Origin of the sequence: Radiobacillus sp. PE A8.2 (assembly GCF_045635475.1) — a bacterium.
Classification (GTDB): Bacteria; Bacillota; Bacilli; order Bacillales; family Amphibacillaceae; genus JBJGXI01.
The window spans coordinates 12,898-27,708 of record NZ_JBJGXI010000032.1 but is presented as its reverse complement, the minus strand read 5'-3'; the positions used below and the strand labels follow the sequence as shown (position 1 = coordinate 27,708).

The following is a 14,811-nucleotide window of genomic DNA, read 5'->3' as shown; positions in this document are numbered from 1 at the left end:
ATGGGTAAAGAGATGCATTATGGCGATGATTATAAATATATCCCTGCAACTTCTGCAGGAAATGGTGTAGGAATAGAAGTGTTACCGGATTTGTTTAGCTTTACCGTTCAAATTGTTAATGTTTTTCTAGTTGGTAACCCAGAAACAGAGGATTTTGTTTTAGTTGATGCGGGAATGCCTAAATCGGCAGATAAAATTATATCTGTTACAGAAGAACGATTTGGTACGAATTGTCGGCCAAAAGCAATCATTTTAACACATGGTCATTTTGATCATGTAGGAGCAATTATTGAATTAGTGGACCATTGGAACATACCAGTCTATGCACATGAGCTAGAGCTGCCTTTCCTAACAGGTAAAGAGAGTTATCCAGAACCTGATCCTACCGTTGAAGGTGGTATTATAGCGAAAATATCTCCGTTATTTCCAAATGAACCAATTGACTTAGGCCACCATCTAAACGCGATACCAGACGATGGCACAATCCCACATATGCCGGACTATAAATGGATACACACACCCGGCCACACACCTGGTCATATATCTTTATTTAGAGAAAAGGATAAAACATTAATAGCTGGAGATGCATTTGTTACGGTTAAACAAGATTCGCTATACAGCGTATTAACACAAGCACAAGAGATTAGCGGTCCTCCTAGGTATCTAACGTCAGATTGGAAATCAGCAAAAGCATCCGTTAGAAAATTAGAAGCACTAAAACCTTCCGTTGCCGTTACAGGACATGGAACAGCATTATCTGGAGAAAAATTATCACGCGGCTTAGAAAAGTTAGCAAACAATTTTGACAGCATAGCTGTTCCTGACTACGGGAGATATGTGGATGGACGTCTACATTAATTTCCAATCTTCCCCTATTGTTTCTTTTCGTAATTCATGCTATATTATTTGAGCGATGAGCTAATTTGTGTAAGTCGACGACATCAAAAATGCACGATGTGGCGTGCAGTCTGTCGCCTCAAATACGTCAGAGACGTCCTTAATTGGGCGTCTTTTTATTTTTGAAACAATACCTAATATACCGAAAAAGACTGCAAATGCCATTATCATTACTCGCCAGGACTCTACCCTCCTAATCTAAACCTTAGTCAAAAAACTCCATATGTAGTTTTTCTTTCTTGTAATAATCTAATCTATCATGCAACGTACCTGTATGAAACTCAAACTTATGCCCGTCTGGATCTGTAAAATAAATAGATTTCTTGTCTTTTTCATCTCTAGAGCGACCTGGTAAAATATTAATACGCAATTTTTTAAGATTATTGTATATTGTGTTGAATTCTGATACTTCAATAGAAAAAGCTATGTGTGTATATGATTCTCTTATTTCATTGCGTGGAATATCTTTTTCTAGATTTAGTGCAATCCACAAACCATTCAAATCTAAATAAGCAGTGCTTCTACCCTTTACTAGCAACTTAGCATTAAACACATGCTGATAAAAATCTATAGACTGATCTAAATCTGAAACAGAAAACAATAAGTGATTCAACCCTTTAATTGACATCTAAGTTCTCTCCTTTTTACAGTCCTTCAGTAATAATCCATGTTATTTTAGGCTTTGTTTACTTGAATTTCTAAAAGGAAGATGCATAATTACTGAAGGAGTTATTGAATTAAATTCGGATATAACCTGTGATCTTGGCATAAACAAGAGGTTGCCTCCAGTTTAGCGGTGGTGACAACCTCCATGATAATTGTGTAAAAATACTTAACTGTTCTGATCTTCAAATTCTTTCATAAAATCAACAAGTGCATGAACACCTTCTATTGGCATTGCATTGTAAATACTTGCACGCATACCCCCGACGGAGCGATGGCCTTTTAACGTTTCAAGACCATTAGCTTGGGCATGACTGATGAATGTTGCATCTAAATCACGAGCAGGAATCACAAATGGAATTGTCATAATAGAACGACTATCTTTTTGTACCGGAGACTCATAGAAAGCTGACCCATCTATATAATCATACAAAAGATTCGCCTTTTCTTCGTTGATTTTCTCCATCGCTGCTATGCCACCACGATTTGTTAACCACTCAAATACTAGTTTCGCCATATAAATCGCGAAGGTTGGTGGTGTGTTGTATAAAGAACCACTATTACTATGCGTTTTATAATCTAACATAGTTGGACAAGTTTCACTTGCTTTGCCAATCAGATCTTCTCGAATAATAACCACCGTTAAGCCAGCAGGACCGATATTTTTCTGCGCTCCAGCATAAATTAAGCCGAACTTAGAAACATCGATTTCTTCTGATAAAATATTAGAAGACATATCAGCAACTAGTGGCACCTTACCAGTATCGGGAATTTCTCTAAAGGCCGTACCTTCAATTGTATTATTTGTCGTGATATGCACATAATCTGCTTCTGGATCAAACATACTGCGGTCTACATGTGGAATGTAAGTAAAGTTCTTATCTTCTGATGAAGCAATAACCCGAACTTGACCATATTTTTTCGCTTCTTTTATCGCCTTTTTTGACCAAGATCCTGTGTTAACAATGTCTACTTTACCGCTACCTGTCAACAAATTCATTGGCACCATTGCAAATTGCTGTGATGCTCCACCTTGAATGAAAAGCACCTTGTAATTATCCGGGATGTTCATTAGATCTCGTAGTAGCTGCTCTGCTTGCGTAATCACTTCTGTGTATAAACTTGATCGATGACTTAACTCCATTACAGACATACCTGAACTTTGATAGCCAAGTAATTCTTGCTGTGCTTTTTCCAAAACTGCTGTTGGAAGCATGGATGGTCCTGCTGAGAAATTATAGACTCTTTTCACTGTAAACAACTCCCATTTATACTAGATTAGTCAATTTATGTTACTAATTTTAAGCCATTTACATAGAGTCAGATTAACTCACTACACATGGATGGCAAATAGCTATGAAAGTAATATTGGAATTGACTCAGATAGAAAAAGGCAAGGAAATCTACTCCTTACCTTTGCCCAGGCGAACGGCGATCGATACTATATGCTCCCTTGCGGTTATCCGCATTCGCCAGTCACATATAGCCTTTATAGCTTTGTCGTAATCTTACCAATTTTTTAAAAAATTCACAACCTTATTACCATTGAAAATCAGAATTATATTTTACACCCAACCGAACCAGTACAAATAAGGTCAGACAATATTAGTTAACACGGTGTTTTTGCCGGTCCTGTAGTGTACTCCTCAATCCACGGATATTATAGTTGAATTTTTTTATTTCATCATCTGATATTATCTGATTTTTATAACGAACAAGAAAATAGGCTTTTATTTTGTCGATAGGTAACTCGATTCTCGCAAACCATTCTTCGATTGTTTCGCCTCTTTTTCTTCCATAGCCTTTTTTGTGGCAGAATAGCTCAAACATATAGAATTCCCGTCTAATCCTATTGTTAGGTTTAGCAGTGCGATAAGTTGACTTAGCTATATGTGATTGTTGTTCATCGAAATTCGACACATGTGAGCTAACAGTTAGTTTGCTAATCGTTTCTTTCTCGACCAATGTTCTTGCAAGTTTAATTCCAACAAAAATTAAAGCGATAGTTGCCAATAAAATAAGAATAATAAGCATTAATTCAACTGCATTTCCATCCTGATATACTTCTGGATCATCTGCCATATTCATTTTTTCAGCTTGTTTACCTATTTCAAGTAAGTTAGATTTATTTTGCCCAGTTTCTTCTTTTATTTCTAAGTCTACGAAACGATCTAGTACTCCAATTCCTATTCCACCAATTCTAGCTAGTACGATTCCTACAATTTGATAAATAAACTGTAGAACCGGATACACCGCCCAAAATGCTAGAACAATCACTGCACTTATAGAACCAAACAAAGCTAACTGTTGTAAGACTCCCTTTTTATTTAAATTCTTACCATTGTGCCATTGTGACTGAATAATAGAGAAGCCAATTAACAAAACGAACTGCAAAATACCCATAAAGAAAAAAGTGAACGATGGCGATGCGAAAACAGCCCCCATCATTAACAGTAATGTGACGACTAATATAAGAAACAGATGCTGTTGATCTGCTTCTCTTTCATGTGAAATAAACCTCCACCCAAAGAACAACATGATTAAACCACTAATAATCCATGGATAATCAAGAATAGTAAACGCAGCGATACCTATAATTACTGAAACAATACTAATTGGCAGATACGTTTTTGTTCGAGATCCGATTATTGTATAAACACTAATACTTACGATCATTAACATAAGATAACTTGCAAAAGGAATCGGTGAGGACGCAAATATGAAAATTGGTAAAAGCAAAAAATAAAATAATATCATCTCACTAAGCCACTGTGTTATTTTAATCGATGTGTATGTATGATTCATTTGCTTCACCCTATTCCTGGATAATCCTATATTGATCTTCTAGTTCGTGAAGGCGATACACTTTTACCCCTCTTCTTTTCCACCTGGCGACATATTGCTTTGTTACATCATCCATTTCTCCAACAAAAACAATCGCACGATGTTTAAGGATATCACGGTCTACATGTCTGATCATTCTAGACACTGGAATTAAAGGATAAGTATGATTTATCCTTGCTAACATTTCAAATATCCGTTTAAGGTGTAGCTTACCAGTACCATGATCCAGCCGTAATGACGGGACACCAATTGTACCCAAATTTATATGAAGGGCGACAGCATACTCTGCTCGAATAGCCTGTTCACATAAATAGGCTACTGCAGCAAGGTAGTCTTCCATATTTTCATGCAAATACATATTCCCAAGGCGACTATAAGTACCTAGGTTTACTAAAATCGTCCAACTCATGTCCATTTTTTTCTCAAAAAGCTTTGTTTGAAGCTGTTGTTTTTTTGCACTCGCTTTCCAATGAATATGTTGCATGGAATCAGAATGGAAATAGTCCCGAGTGCCTATCTGCTCCAACTGATCTTGATGTAAAGAAAAAGGAGAATTGCTAGTACCTATTCTATTTGTCATAATTTCGTTTAAGCCAAATACTTGTTTTTTCTCAGGATATACAATAACTTCTAATTGTAAAACACCGATTGCCCGTAATGCTATCTTTTCAAAACTAAATGGATTTGAATATCGATATGTTACGTCAGAAATACGCGAGACACCACGCCTATCTGCTTGAACGGAAAGCTCAAGTTCTACTTTACTCCGATTTGGTAGCGGGCTATATATTGTATGATTTCTCTTTACGTTACCATCATTTGAAATAGCATTTTCTACGATAATGTTCTCATCTGTTGTAAAGGTTAAATGACCATCTAACCTTCCAAGTTTGGTCTTGTTCGTTAAAAAGATAGAAAACTTTTCTTGTTCTCCTGGAAACAGCACAACTGCTCGCTTTTCATTGTCAAGAAAGACACTGTTACCAGTGAATCTCTCGAATAAAAATCCGATTAAACTATAAGCCATGAGGATACCCACAGCAATAAATAACATTCGTTGATGGAAGAGGACCGCAGTAAAAAGGACAACCATTGAAATTGCGAGCAAGGTGTTAAATCGTCTGTACAGTTTCCCATACCCTTGTTTAAGTAAATGGATCATCGGTTATGCCTCAATCTCGACGGGTACATCTTCACTTGCAATAATATCCTCAACGATTTGATTGGATGTTTTCTTAAAAGAAGCTTCCATTTGTAAAACTATTCGATGAGAAAATACAGCAGGGACAAGATTTTTTACATCCTCTGGTTGCACATAGTTTCTACCACGTAGCCAAGCATTCGCTTGGCTTGCCCTCATTAATGCTAAAGCACCTCGAGTACTAATACCAACTTCTATTTCTGGATGATTACGCGTTGCTCTTACTAGACGTAAAATGTAATCAGCAACTATTTCTGTAACGGTTATTTTTTTAATATAATCTTTAATTGTTTTGATATCTTCCAACATAAGAGCAGGTGTAAGTACCTTCATAGGATCATGGTCCATATTTGCATATAAAATTTGTTTTTCCTCTTGCAGACTTGGATATGTCATTTCTATTTTAAACAAAAAGCGATCAAGCTGCGCTTCAGGTAATGGGAACGTACCTTGACTACCCTCTAATGGATTTTGTGTTGCAATAACAAAAAACGGTTGTGGTAAAGCTAAAGTCGTCCCATCAACAGTCGCTTGCCCTTCACCCATCGCCTCCAATAAACTCGACTGCGTTTTCGGTGTAGCACGATTAATTTCATCCGCCAGCAGTATATTCGTCATAATTGGTCCAGTTTGCATTTCAAAGTTTTGCGTTTTGGGATTAAAATATTTGATTCCTGTTACATCACTCGGTAATACATCAGGAGTAAACTGAATTCTGCCAAACTGTCCTTCTATCACTTTACTTAAACTTTTTGCCAGCTTGGTTTTTCCAGATCCAGGTACACTTTCTAATAACACATGACCATCAGCTAACATAGCGATAAAAAGTTTTTCAACAACAGTTCTTTGACCGATAATAACTTTTTCTAATTGTGTAATTGCTTGTTGTATACGCTCCAACATGTAAATGACTTTCCCTTCTTTGACGAATTAATGTAGATCTCTTAGCCATGCTTGCTTTATTTTAGCATAAAACAGATTAGGAATATGAATAAAATATTGATTTGTTTCTCATCTTATATCTAGAGGTGAGTCGATGTTAAATCGTGCAATGTTAACTGCATTATTAGGAATCGGATCGGCACAATTTTTAAAAATTCCATTAAACTACATAGAGACAGGCATATGGGATTGGAGAAAGGTTATTGGAAGTGGAGATATGCCAAGTTCTCATTCTTCAGGTGTCACATCTCTAACTACTTATGTAGCCTTAAAAAAGGGGCTACCTTCCATTGAATTCGGGATTAGCAGTATTTTCGGTCTTATAGTTATGTATGATGCTATGGGAATCCGCTGGCAGACAGGAGAAATAGCGATAGCTGTTAACGACATGGATGAACAATTAGAAAAACTGGCGGTTGATCATCCAGGCATTAACCACAAGAAGCGAGAAAAAGAATTAAAGGAAATGCTTGGTCACTTACCGATTGAAGTGGCTGGCGGTGCAGCATTAGGTATTGCTATCGGAACAATAAGTTATTTAACTGAAAGAAAAACAAAAGGATCCCGCTAAGGATCCTTTTTTCACTGTCTATTTTAAGACTCTGCCACCGGATCAAAAGACCCAGCAACAATATCTTTCTCATCAGTTTTTTCTTCACGGTATGGAGTTACCCGCTTCATAAACAGTGCCAAAATTAATGCAACAATTGCAATTAATGTTGAGATAAAGAAGGTAAAGTTAATACCATTCAACATGGCTTGATTGACAATTTGTTGTTGCATTTGCGCTGCAACCTCCGCAGTAGGTTGCGCCGCACCTGGTTCTACTGACGCCGCAGCATCTGCAGTTAACTGCGTGATTTTTGATTCGGCACGATTATTCATCACGGTAATTAACAACGCAGAACCAATCGCACCAGACACCTGCTGCAACGTATTATTCATTGCTGTTCCGTGAGGATTATTCTTAGCTGGCAGTTGATTTAAACCATTCGTCATAACCGGCATCATTACCATCGACATCCCAAACATACGGAATGTATATAACATTACAAGCGTTGAATAAGCCGTATCCATACTTATTTTACTAAAGTAAAAAGACGTCACTACAGTAATACTTAACCCAATACCAGCCAGTGCTCTTGCCCCGTACTTATCAAATAGCTTACCTGTAATCGGAGACATAATCCCCATTGCTATTGCACCCGGAAGCATTAATAAACCTGATTCCATAGGAGAAATTCCTCGAATCGTTTGAACATAGATTGGCATTAAAATCATTCCTGAAAACATAGCTACAGCAATAACCATCGAAATTGCTGAAGATAAAGCGAACATCGGATATTTAAAAATGCGGAATTCAAGCAATGGGTCATCCATTCTTAACTGACGTAGAATAAAGGTAACCAACGCTAGTGCTCCAACAATAATCGTCCCATACACGAGCGGATGATCCCATCCTTTTTCACCTGCAGAACTAAATCCATAAAGCAAGCCACCAAAACCAATACTAGATAAAATTAATGAAACAATATCTAACTTGATTGCACGTTGAGGTGTCACATTCTTTAATTTAAAGATAGCAAAAACCAAGGTTAGTACGGCAATCGGAAGCACGATATCAAATAACATTCTCCAGCTGTAATGTTCAATAATCCAACCAGAAAGTGTTGGCCCAATCGCTGGAGCTGTGATCATAACTAGACCAAACATCCCCATTGCCGCCCCTCTTTTTTCAACAGGAAACGCGGTTAGCATCACGTTCATAAGTAGTGGCATCATAATCGCAGATCCTGATGCCTGAATCATACGCGCAGTTAGTAGTACACCAAAAACAGGAGCTATACTAGCTAGGAACGTTCCTAACGTAAATAATGACATAGCTACGATGAACAACTTCTTATCCGAGAAACGTTGAATAAAAAATGCACTCGCTGGAATTAAAATTCCATTAATCAACATATATCCTGTTGATAACCATTGCACAGCAGTCGGGCTAACCTCAAATTCGTTCATAATAGAAGGAAGTGCAATATTTAATAATGTTTCATTTAAGATAGCCACAAATGCACCAACAAATAAAATAGCAATCATGCCTACCATCGATTTATTTTGATTAGAATTAATATCTGACATTAAGGATCATTCCTACTTTCCATATATAATGAATTATAATACTTGAATAGTTTATACCGATAGTCTAAAAAATGCAACCACATTTTTTTACATCCTTTATAAACATTGATATATAAGACTTTATAAACTATAATAATAGTAGACCGTTATTATAAAGGGTGATTACTTGAGTGCAAAAAGAACACAAATAGTCGATGCTGCACACCAACTATTTATTGAAAAAGGATTCGCATTAACTTCAATTCAGGACATTTTAGATAAAGCGGGGATCGCCAAAGGAACATTTTATAACTACTTCAATTCAAAGAATGAATGCTTGCGTGCAATTTTGGAGTCTATAGCTGAAAAGGTAGACCAAAAGCGCAGAGAACTTGCTGTTGGCAAAGAGGACAGTAATCAAAGCGTCTTTATCGAACAAATGGCCGTAAGGATGAATATGAATCGTCAACACCACCTATTGGCCCTTTTTGAGTCCGTTTCTTTATATGATGATGCGGAATTGAAAGCATTTATGGAAAGACAGCACCGTACTGAGCTGCGATGGGTTACGAAGAGGTTAACTGCAATATATCCTAAAAAAGCAACATCTATAGCATTAGACCATGCCGTTATGCTTATGGGAATCATCCATCATATGATGCATGTGTGGAAGTTAGGAACTACCGATGAAATAGCCACAGAGAAAATTATTAGATTTTCTCTTGAACGGGTAAAATCTATGGTAGACAAGCAATTACAAGATAAAGAAGCATTTTTACCAGAGAATTGGCTTGGAACTAGCGATCAAGATGTTATTCCCGATCTTACGATAATTATAGCCCGGCTAGACAAGCTACGTAGTAAAGTCAATGCAAAGGATAAACAACACGAGTTGATTGATTTTCTAATTACTGAATTACAAGCCAATCATCCACGAACCTTCTTATTAGAAGGAGTACTTCTGTCATTAGAGAAATCATTTCATCAGACAGAACTTGAACAAGAAGTTAGACCAATTGTACAAATGACCTGGAAGCTTCTATAGGAAAAACGCAGAACGCCGCCCTAGAAACGGAGCGAATCGACTGAGATAAAGGAATCATGCCCCTGCATAAGGGGTATGTTGAAGTTGGAGAACAAGTCCACTTTTAGTCGACCTTCGTTAAAACCTGAATACATGATAACTTATCCTAGGACGATTTGTGAAGTCGCCTAGTTTCTGGCGCTCGGAGCTAGACGCATGCACGAATTTTATAAAAAAGGAAGCTCCCACTCACCAGCGGAAGCTTCCTTTTAATATCTTCAACTTTTTCTCTCTTTATCAAAAAATCGACTGAAGAGCTTGTTTTTCTTCCATTTGTTTTCGGTCTCCCTATATTCCGAATATGTACTTTTCCCTTGATCCTTTGATTGGTATAGCGCTACATCTGCTTCTTTTACAAGTTCTTCTTTTGTCTTCCCTACACCTTTATAGTAAGACACACCAATGCTTGCAGAGACTGTGATTTTTTTAAGTCCGGTTTCCATCGGTTCTTTCATCTTACTTATAATTGATTGGCAGACCGCGATTGCTTCATTTGTCTCTCTTAGTTCCGGCAATACCACTTGAAATTCATCGCCACCCATTCGTGATACAGTTCCAAGTGTCCCAACACTTGTTTGTATTCTATTTGCAAATTCTTTAATTACTTCATCTCCGACGTCATGACCATAGGAATCATTAATCTTTTTAAAATTATCACAGTCTAATATTAGAAGCGCGGTCATTTTACCACTTCGCTTTGTCCGATTTAACGCCACATCTAAATTCTCATTGAATAAGGTACGGTTAGCAAGACTTGTTAGTTCATCATATAATGCCATTGTTCGTAATTCTGTTTCTCTTTCCTTTAAATCAGAAATTACTCTAGAAATCAAAACAAGTTGTTCGACTTCACCTAAGCCATTCAAAACGGCTGCACCTTTAGAATGCACCCAAATTATTTCTCCGTTCTTATTAAGACGTCGATATTCGATTTCTGCTACTCGTCCTGTCTCAAACAATTTCTCTATATAGTTATTGACCTTTACCATATCTTCACGATGAACAAAAGAGAGAATCGATTTTCCGATAAAAAACTTTGATTCCAAGCCTAAAATCCGCAAATGCGATGGTGAAGCATACTCAATTTGTCCAAGCTTATTAATAATCCGTATAAGATCATTGGAATTTTCAACAATAATACGATATTTACGCTCACTTTCTTGCAACTTATTTCTTAATTGGTCAATGTTAGAAATATCTTTATACACCGCAATTCCATGACTCATTTTCCCATCTTCCATAATTGGTGTATAAGATGATAAAATGTGAATCAAACTTCCATTCTTCGTTTTTCTTTCCGCATAATGGTTTTCAATCACTTCCCCTTGTTTCAACCGTTCAAGGATAGCTTCAAATTCTTGCTTATTGTTAGTTGGTAGAATACTGATTGCTGGATCATTCAATAACTCTTCTTTTGTCCAACCAAACAATTTTGTATAACTAGGATTAACAGTTATGTACTTTCCCGTTTCATCAAAAGTAAATACAGGATCTGCTGCATGGTTGTAAATAAGTTCAAATTGCTCCTTTAACTGGTTAAGCTCTTTCTCGTAGTTTTTTCTTTCTGTTATTTCTCTTGTAACCGTGATTAAATACTCCACTTCACCGTCATCACTAAGCACTGGTGTTACTTTGGATTCAACCCATCCGTTCCTCGTCTTATCTAGTTCGTCCATTATTGGAAATTCTATTTTTTCTTCATACATCACTACTTTTTTTGAGACAATCGCTTCTTGATATCTTGCAGTAATAACCTCTGCTGAAAATGAAGGCATAATCTCCTCAATGCTTTTCCCTTCGAAACCTATTGGAAATTGTAGTAAGTTAATCGCTACTTGATTAGCGGTTACGTAACGAAAGGATCCATCTTCACTTATTTCAATTAAAAATACCATATCAGAAATACTATTGAATATAAGATCTAAATTTTTGAAGTTTTTTAGCCTAGCAAACATGTTTATTCTCCTTCATCATGTAACATACTTAGGACAATTTTAACATGTTTTAAAGGTAACTCCCATTAGTGGGTTACCTTAGTCTTTTTCACCAATTGCCTTAAATAAGATTTCCTTCACGTTTTCTGCAACCTCTACTTCTTTTCTTATTTTTTCTTTCTTTTCAAAGTTATTGCTTCTTCAGCCATTACATACATATTTTCGACACCTTTGTTTGAAGCTTCAAAGCTATATGCATGCTCAACATCTATGCCAATATTTCCAGCTTCCTTTGCAGCGTCAATATTAGCTCCCATAAAAATAAATTCCCAATTATATTCGTCTTGTTGGCGCTTAATAAGTTGTTTCACTTTGTCATGGCTAAACTCACGACTAGCATTTTCCATTCCATCGGTTGTGATCACAAATATAATGTTACCTGGTAGTCTCTCTTCATTTGTTTTCAATAACCGCTGGTCAACTTCCAAAATTGTCTTTCCAACTGCATCCAACAGAGCTGTTGTGCCTCTTACATAATAATCTTTCTTTGTAAGTTTTGCTCTTTTGGCATCAATTCCATTCCATAAGACTTCATATTCATGGTCAAATAGAACGACAGTAACTGCTGTTTCGCCATCAAGTTTACTTTGCTTCTCCGTTAAACTATTAAAACCTCCAATTGTATCATTTTCCAAGCCTGACATCGAACCACTTCTGTCCAATAAGAAAATAATCTCCGTTAAACTATTAATCATATTCATCACCCTTTTATTTGATATGCTATAATTTTAGCTAAGTTTATCGAGAAATTGGTCGCCTGCAAAGCGACATTTAGGAGGGGTTCTACTATGCTTGATGAAAAGTTATGGAAAGAATTAGAAGAATATTTACATTTTCATTTAAACAGCATTACATACGAAGAAGAGCTTGAAGTAAGCTATAGTTTGAAAAGTAACATATCTGAGGACGAAATCGAGGAATTTATTCAAACCAACCGTAAACCCACACTAAATCACGTATTGTTTACGTTCATTGATTGCAAAGGTTATAAAGACTCCGAAGTTTATAAAAAGGCGCAAATCGATCGCAGACATTTCTCAAAAATTCGCTCTAACGTCGATTATACCCCTAGCAAGAATACGGTGGTAGCCCTCGTAATGGCACTCGAACTATCTATAGATGACACCACTACGCTTTTAAATTCAGCTGGCTTTTCATTATCTGACAATGACACAACGGACTTAGTTGTTCGTTTTTGTATAGAGAAAAAAATATACAATATTGACCTATTAAATCAATTCCTTGACCACTTTGGACAAAAGCCTTTGATTGGGACAAATGAATAAAACAAAATTAGTATAGATAGCTTGACAATTTCCAGTAAAAAAAGGTAACTAGACAGTACATGCTCTACTCCAGCCTTTTTCAAGAAACTGTTCTCTAAACTGATATTGTAAATTTGTAGATATCCTTAAAAAATTTACAGATGGATTTATAGTAATTACTCCAAAAAAATTACGTGAAGATCTTTGGTTTATTGTCTATAAAAAACTGAGTTAGTTGGATAGCTAACTCAGTTTTCACAGCCTAAACATCGGATTGTCAGCTACATTAGTCCATAAATCGGTCTGTTCTAATTCACCTGCCACCTGCATCAATAAATCTTCACGACCGCGGCGCGCCATGAACTGAACGCCACATGGTAGACCTTTCTCTGTTATATGAAGCGGTGCTGACATCGCTGGTTGCCCGGTTAGATTTGCAAGTTGTGTGAAAGGTGTTCGTTCGAGACTTTTATATATTAAAGAATCTACAAAACTCGTTTTCTTCAATACACTAGCTAACCCCAAGTTTTTGATTGCTTTTATCAACTGTTTTTCTACTACAGTTAGTTCTAGTTCTCCAATCTTCGAAGGTGGAAAAGCCGTAGTTGGTGTAATATACAAATCAAATTGATCGTGAAAAACATCCATTTGATATGCTGCTATATCCCACTCTTGTAAACTTAACACAAAATCAGCTGCACTTACGGACCTTCCTAATAAGCCTAATAACCAGGTTGAAGGCTCCATTTCATTGTATTTCAGCTTCCTACCAACCTTATTTTCTATTGTACTTATAGTTGAAGCAACTTCACCAAAATATAGCATCATAAAACTATTGGCTAGTTTGTTCCCATCAACAGGTGCATCTTTTTCCTCTACATGATGACCCATTTCTTGAAATAGCTTCACTGTGTTTTCAACAGCTTTTTGACATTCTGGGTCTACTTTCATTCCGATCGGTGATCTTGTCGAAAACGCTATGTTCAATGGTTTATTTAGGGGTTTATTCACACATTCCTGATAACTCCCTGTATAGCGCGGTGCAAGAAATGCAGAAGCTCTGTCAAAACTATATTGGTCAAGCATAGCAGCACTATCTCTTACAGACCTACTTAGAATATGTTCAACAGATGCTCCTTGCCATTGTCTGCCTTTATCTGGTCCAATTGGCGTCCGACCACGAGTCGGTTTTAATCCGAACAGCCCACTAAAAGCAGCAGGGATACGAATTGACCCTCCACCATCATTGGCACCTGCTATTGGTACGATTCCCGCGGCAACAGCTGCCGCAGAACCACCACTTGAACCACCTGGAGTGTAGTCAAGATTCCAAGGGTTTCGCGTTGGACCATTGTATGCTGGTTCCGTAATTCCCATTAAGGCAAACTCAGGCACATTTGTTTGCCCAATAATCGAGACACCCGTTGTCTTTACTTGTGAAACAAATTCACTATCTCGAACTGCAACCTGATCTACTAAAGCTCTTGACCCACCTGTTATCGGTTGACCCTTTATATCTTGTTGTATATTTTTTGTCAGCACAGGCACCCCTGTGAAAATTCCATCATTTTTTTCACCAAGGACAAGTGCCACTTCCCTATCTATCACATTTATAATTGCATGTAGCTGCTCGTTCTTTTTTTCAATTTCACGATAAGCCATATCTACTACTTCTGTACGTTTAACTTGTTTGGTTTTTACTAATTCCGCTAATCCCAGAGCATCGTACTGCTTATATTCGAATGTCATGACTGTGGCTCCTCCCATTGTCCGCACCGTTTTTTAATAAATTCAACAATTTGAGGT

13 protein-coding genes and 1 riboswitch are annotated in these 14,811 nt (G+C 36.9%); of the genes, 4 read left to right on the top strand and 9 right to left on the bottom strand.

Annotation, left to right across the window (positions count from 1 at the left end):
* Complete coding sequence (locus tag ACI6MV_RS16195) at window positions 1–858, top strand: MBL fold metallo-hydrolase (RefSeq protein ID WP_407271364.1); 858 nt, start codon at window positions 1–3, stop codon at window positions 856–858.
* 244 nt (window positions 859–1,102) lie between these two features.
* Here the strand turns inward: ACI6MV_RS16195 and fosM are convergent, their stop codons facing one another.
* The 5 genes from fosM to ACI6MV_RS16170 form a co-directional block, all read right to left on the bottom strand.
* Window positions 1,103–1,525, bottom strand: coding sequence for a FosM family fosfomycin resistance protein (gene fosM / locus ACI6MV_RS16190; RefSeq protein ID WP_407271363.1), 423 nt, complete (start codon window positions 1,523–1,525; stop codon window positions 1,103–1,105).
* Between the two features lie 204 nt (window positions 1,526–1,729).
* Window positions 1,730–2,812 carry a 3-phosphoserine/phosphohydroxythreonine transaminase gene (gene serC, locus ACI6MV_RS16185; RefSeq protein WP_407271362.1) on the bottom strand — a complete coding sequence of 361 codons (1,083 nt, stop codon included), beginning with the start codon at window positions 2,810–2,812 and terminating at the stop codon, window positions 1,730–1,732.
* Window positions 2,813–2,971: 159 nt separating this feature from the next.
* A riboswitch (ZMP/ZTP riboswitch) is annotated at window positions 2,972–3,050 on the bottom strand.
* A 115-nt stretch (window positions 3,051–3,165) separates the two neighbouring features.
* Window positions 3,166–4,365, bottom strand: a complete 1,200-nt coding sequence (locus ACI6MV_RS16180) for a hypothetical protein (RefSeq protein WP_407271361.1) — start codon at window positions 4,363–4,365, stop codon at window positions 3,166–3,168.
* Window positions 4,366–4,375: 10 nt separating this feature from the next.
* Window positions 4,376–5,566, bottom strand: coding sequence for a DUF58 domain-containing protein (locus ACI6MV_RS16175; RefSeq protein WP_407271360.1), 1,191 nt, complete (start codon window positions 5,564–5,566; stop codon window positions 4,376–4,378).
* Window positions 5,567–5,569: 3 nt separating this feature from the next.
* Window positions 5,570–6,508 (bottom strand): AAA family ATPase, encoded by a 939-nt coding sequence (locus tag ACI6MV_RS16170; RefSeq protein WP_407271359.1) that lies wholly within the window; start codon window positions 6,506–6,508, stop codon window positions 5,570–5,572.
* A gap of 133 nt (window positions 6,509–6,641) precedes the next feature.
* On the opposite strand from ACI6MV_RS16170, the gene ACI6MV_RS16165 reads away from it, so the two are divergent.
* Window positions 6,642–7,118, top strand: a complete 477-nt coding sequence (locus ACI6MV_RS16165) for a divergent PAP2 family protein (protein ID WP_407271358.1) — start codon at window positions 6,642–6,644, stop codon at window positions 7,116–7,118.
* Between the two features lie 23 nt (window positions 7,119–7,141).
* Here the strand turns inward: ACI6MV_RS16165 and ACI6MV_RS16160 are convergent, their stop codons facing one another.
* Window positions 7,142–8,683, bottom strand: coding sequence for a DHA2 family efflux MFS transporter permease subunit (locus ACI6MV_RS16160; protein WP_407271357.1), 1,542 nt, complete (start codon window positions 8,681–8,683; stop codon window positions 7,142–7,144).
* Window positions 8,684–8,849: 166 nt separating this feature from the next.
* On the opposite strand from ACI6MV_RS16160, the gene ACI6MV_RS16155 reads away from it, so the two are divergent.
* Window positions 8,850–9,707, top strand: a complete 858-nt coding sequence (locus ACI6MV_RS16155; RefSeq protein ID WP_407271356.1) for a TetR/AcrR family transcriptional regulator — start codon at window positions 8,850–8,852, stop codon at window positions 9,705–9,707.
* Window positions 9,708–9,964: 257 nt separating this feature from the next.
* On the opposite strand, the gene ACI6MV_RS16150 is transcribed toward ACI6MV_RS16155, so the two are convergent.
* Together ACI6MV_RS16150 and ACI6MV_RS16145 are read right to left on the bottom strand one after the other, a co-directional pair.
* Window positions 9,965–11,701, bottom strand: a complete 1,737-nt coding sequence (locus ACI6MV_RS16150) for a diguanylate cyclase domain-containing protein (protein ID WP_407271355.1) — start codon at window positions 11,699–11,701, stop codon at window positions 9,965–9,967.
* A 146-nt stretch (window positions 11,702–11,847) separates the two neighbouring features.
* Window positions 11,848–12,435 carry a vWA domain-containing protein gene (locus tag ACI6MV_RS16145; RefSeq protein WP_407271354.1) on the bottom strand — a complete coding sequence of 196 codons (588 nt, stop codon included), beginning with the start codon at window positions 12,433–12,435 and terminating at the stop codon, window positions 11,848–11,850.
* Window positions 12,436–12,528: 93 nt separating this feature from the next.
* On the opposite strand from ACI6MV_RS16145, the gene ACI6MV_RS16140 reads away from it, so the two are divergent.
* On the top strand, window positions 12,529–13,026 hold the full coding sequence (locus ACI6MV_RS16140) for a hypothetical protein (protein WP_407271353.1): 498 nt from the start codon (window positions 12,529–12,531) through the stop codon (window positions 13,024–13,026).
* A 234-nt stretch (window positions 13,027–13,260) separates the two neighbouring features.
* Here ACI6MV_RS16140 and ACI6MV_RS16135 read toward each other — a convergent pair whose 3' ends face one another.
* Window positions 13,261–14,754, bottom strand: coding sequence for an amidase (locus ACI6MV_RS16135; RefSeq protein WP_407271352.1), 1,494 nt, complete (start codon window positions 14,752–14,754; stop codon window positions 13,261–13,263).
* Between the last annotated feature and the right edge of the window lie 57 nt (window positions 14,755–14,811).

Excerpts from the sequence above, each read along its gene's own strand:
- ACI6MV_RS16195 (WP_407271364.1), top strand. The coding sequence starts at position 1 with ATGGGTAAAGAGATGCATTATGGCGATGATTATAAATATATCCCTGCA.
- fosM (WP_407271363.1), bottom strand. The coding sequence starts at position 1,525 with ATGTCAATTAAAGGGTTGAATCACTTATTGTTTTCTGTTTCAGATTTA.
- ACI6MV_RS16180 (WP_407271361.1), bottom strand. The coding sequence starts at position 4,365 with ATGAATCATACATACACATCGATTAAAATAACACAGTGGCTTAGTGAG.
- ACI6MV_RS16175 (WP_407271360.1), bottom strand. The coding sequence starts at position 5,566 with ATGATCCATTTACTTAAACAAGGGTATGGGAAACTGTACAGACGATTT.
- ACI6MV_RS16170 (WP_407271359.1), bottom strand. The coding sequence starts at position 6,508 with ATGTTGGAGCGTATACAACAAGCAATTACACAATTAGAAAAAGTTATT.
- ACI6MV_RS16165 (WP_407271358.1), top strand. The coding sequence starts at position 6,642 with ATGTTAAATCGTGCAATGTTAACTGCATTATTAGGAATCGGATCGGCA.
- ACI6MV_RS16160 (WP_407271357.1), bottom strand. The coding sequence starts at position 8,683 with ATGTCAGATATTAATTCTAATCAAAATAAATCGATGGTAGGCATGATT.
- ACI6MV_RS16150 (WP_407271355.1), bottom strand. The coding sequence starts at position 11,701 with ATGTTTGCTAGGCTAAAAAACTTCAAAAATTTAGATCTTATATTCAAT.
- ACI6MV_RS16145 (WP_407271354.1), bottom strand. The coding sequence starts at position 12,435 with ATGATTAATAGTTTAACGGAGATTATTTTCTTATTGGACAGAAGTGGT.
- ACI6MV_RS16140 (WP_407271353.1), top strand. The coding sequence starts at position 12,529 with ATGCTTGATGAAAAGTTATGGAAAGAATTAGAAGAATATTTACATTTT.
- ACI6MV_RS16135 (WP_407271352.1), bottom strand. The coding sequence starts at position 14,754 with ATGACATTCGAATATAAGCAGTACGATGCTCTGGGATTAGCGGAATTA.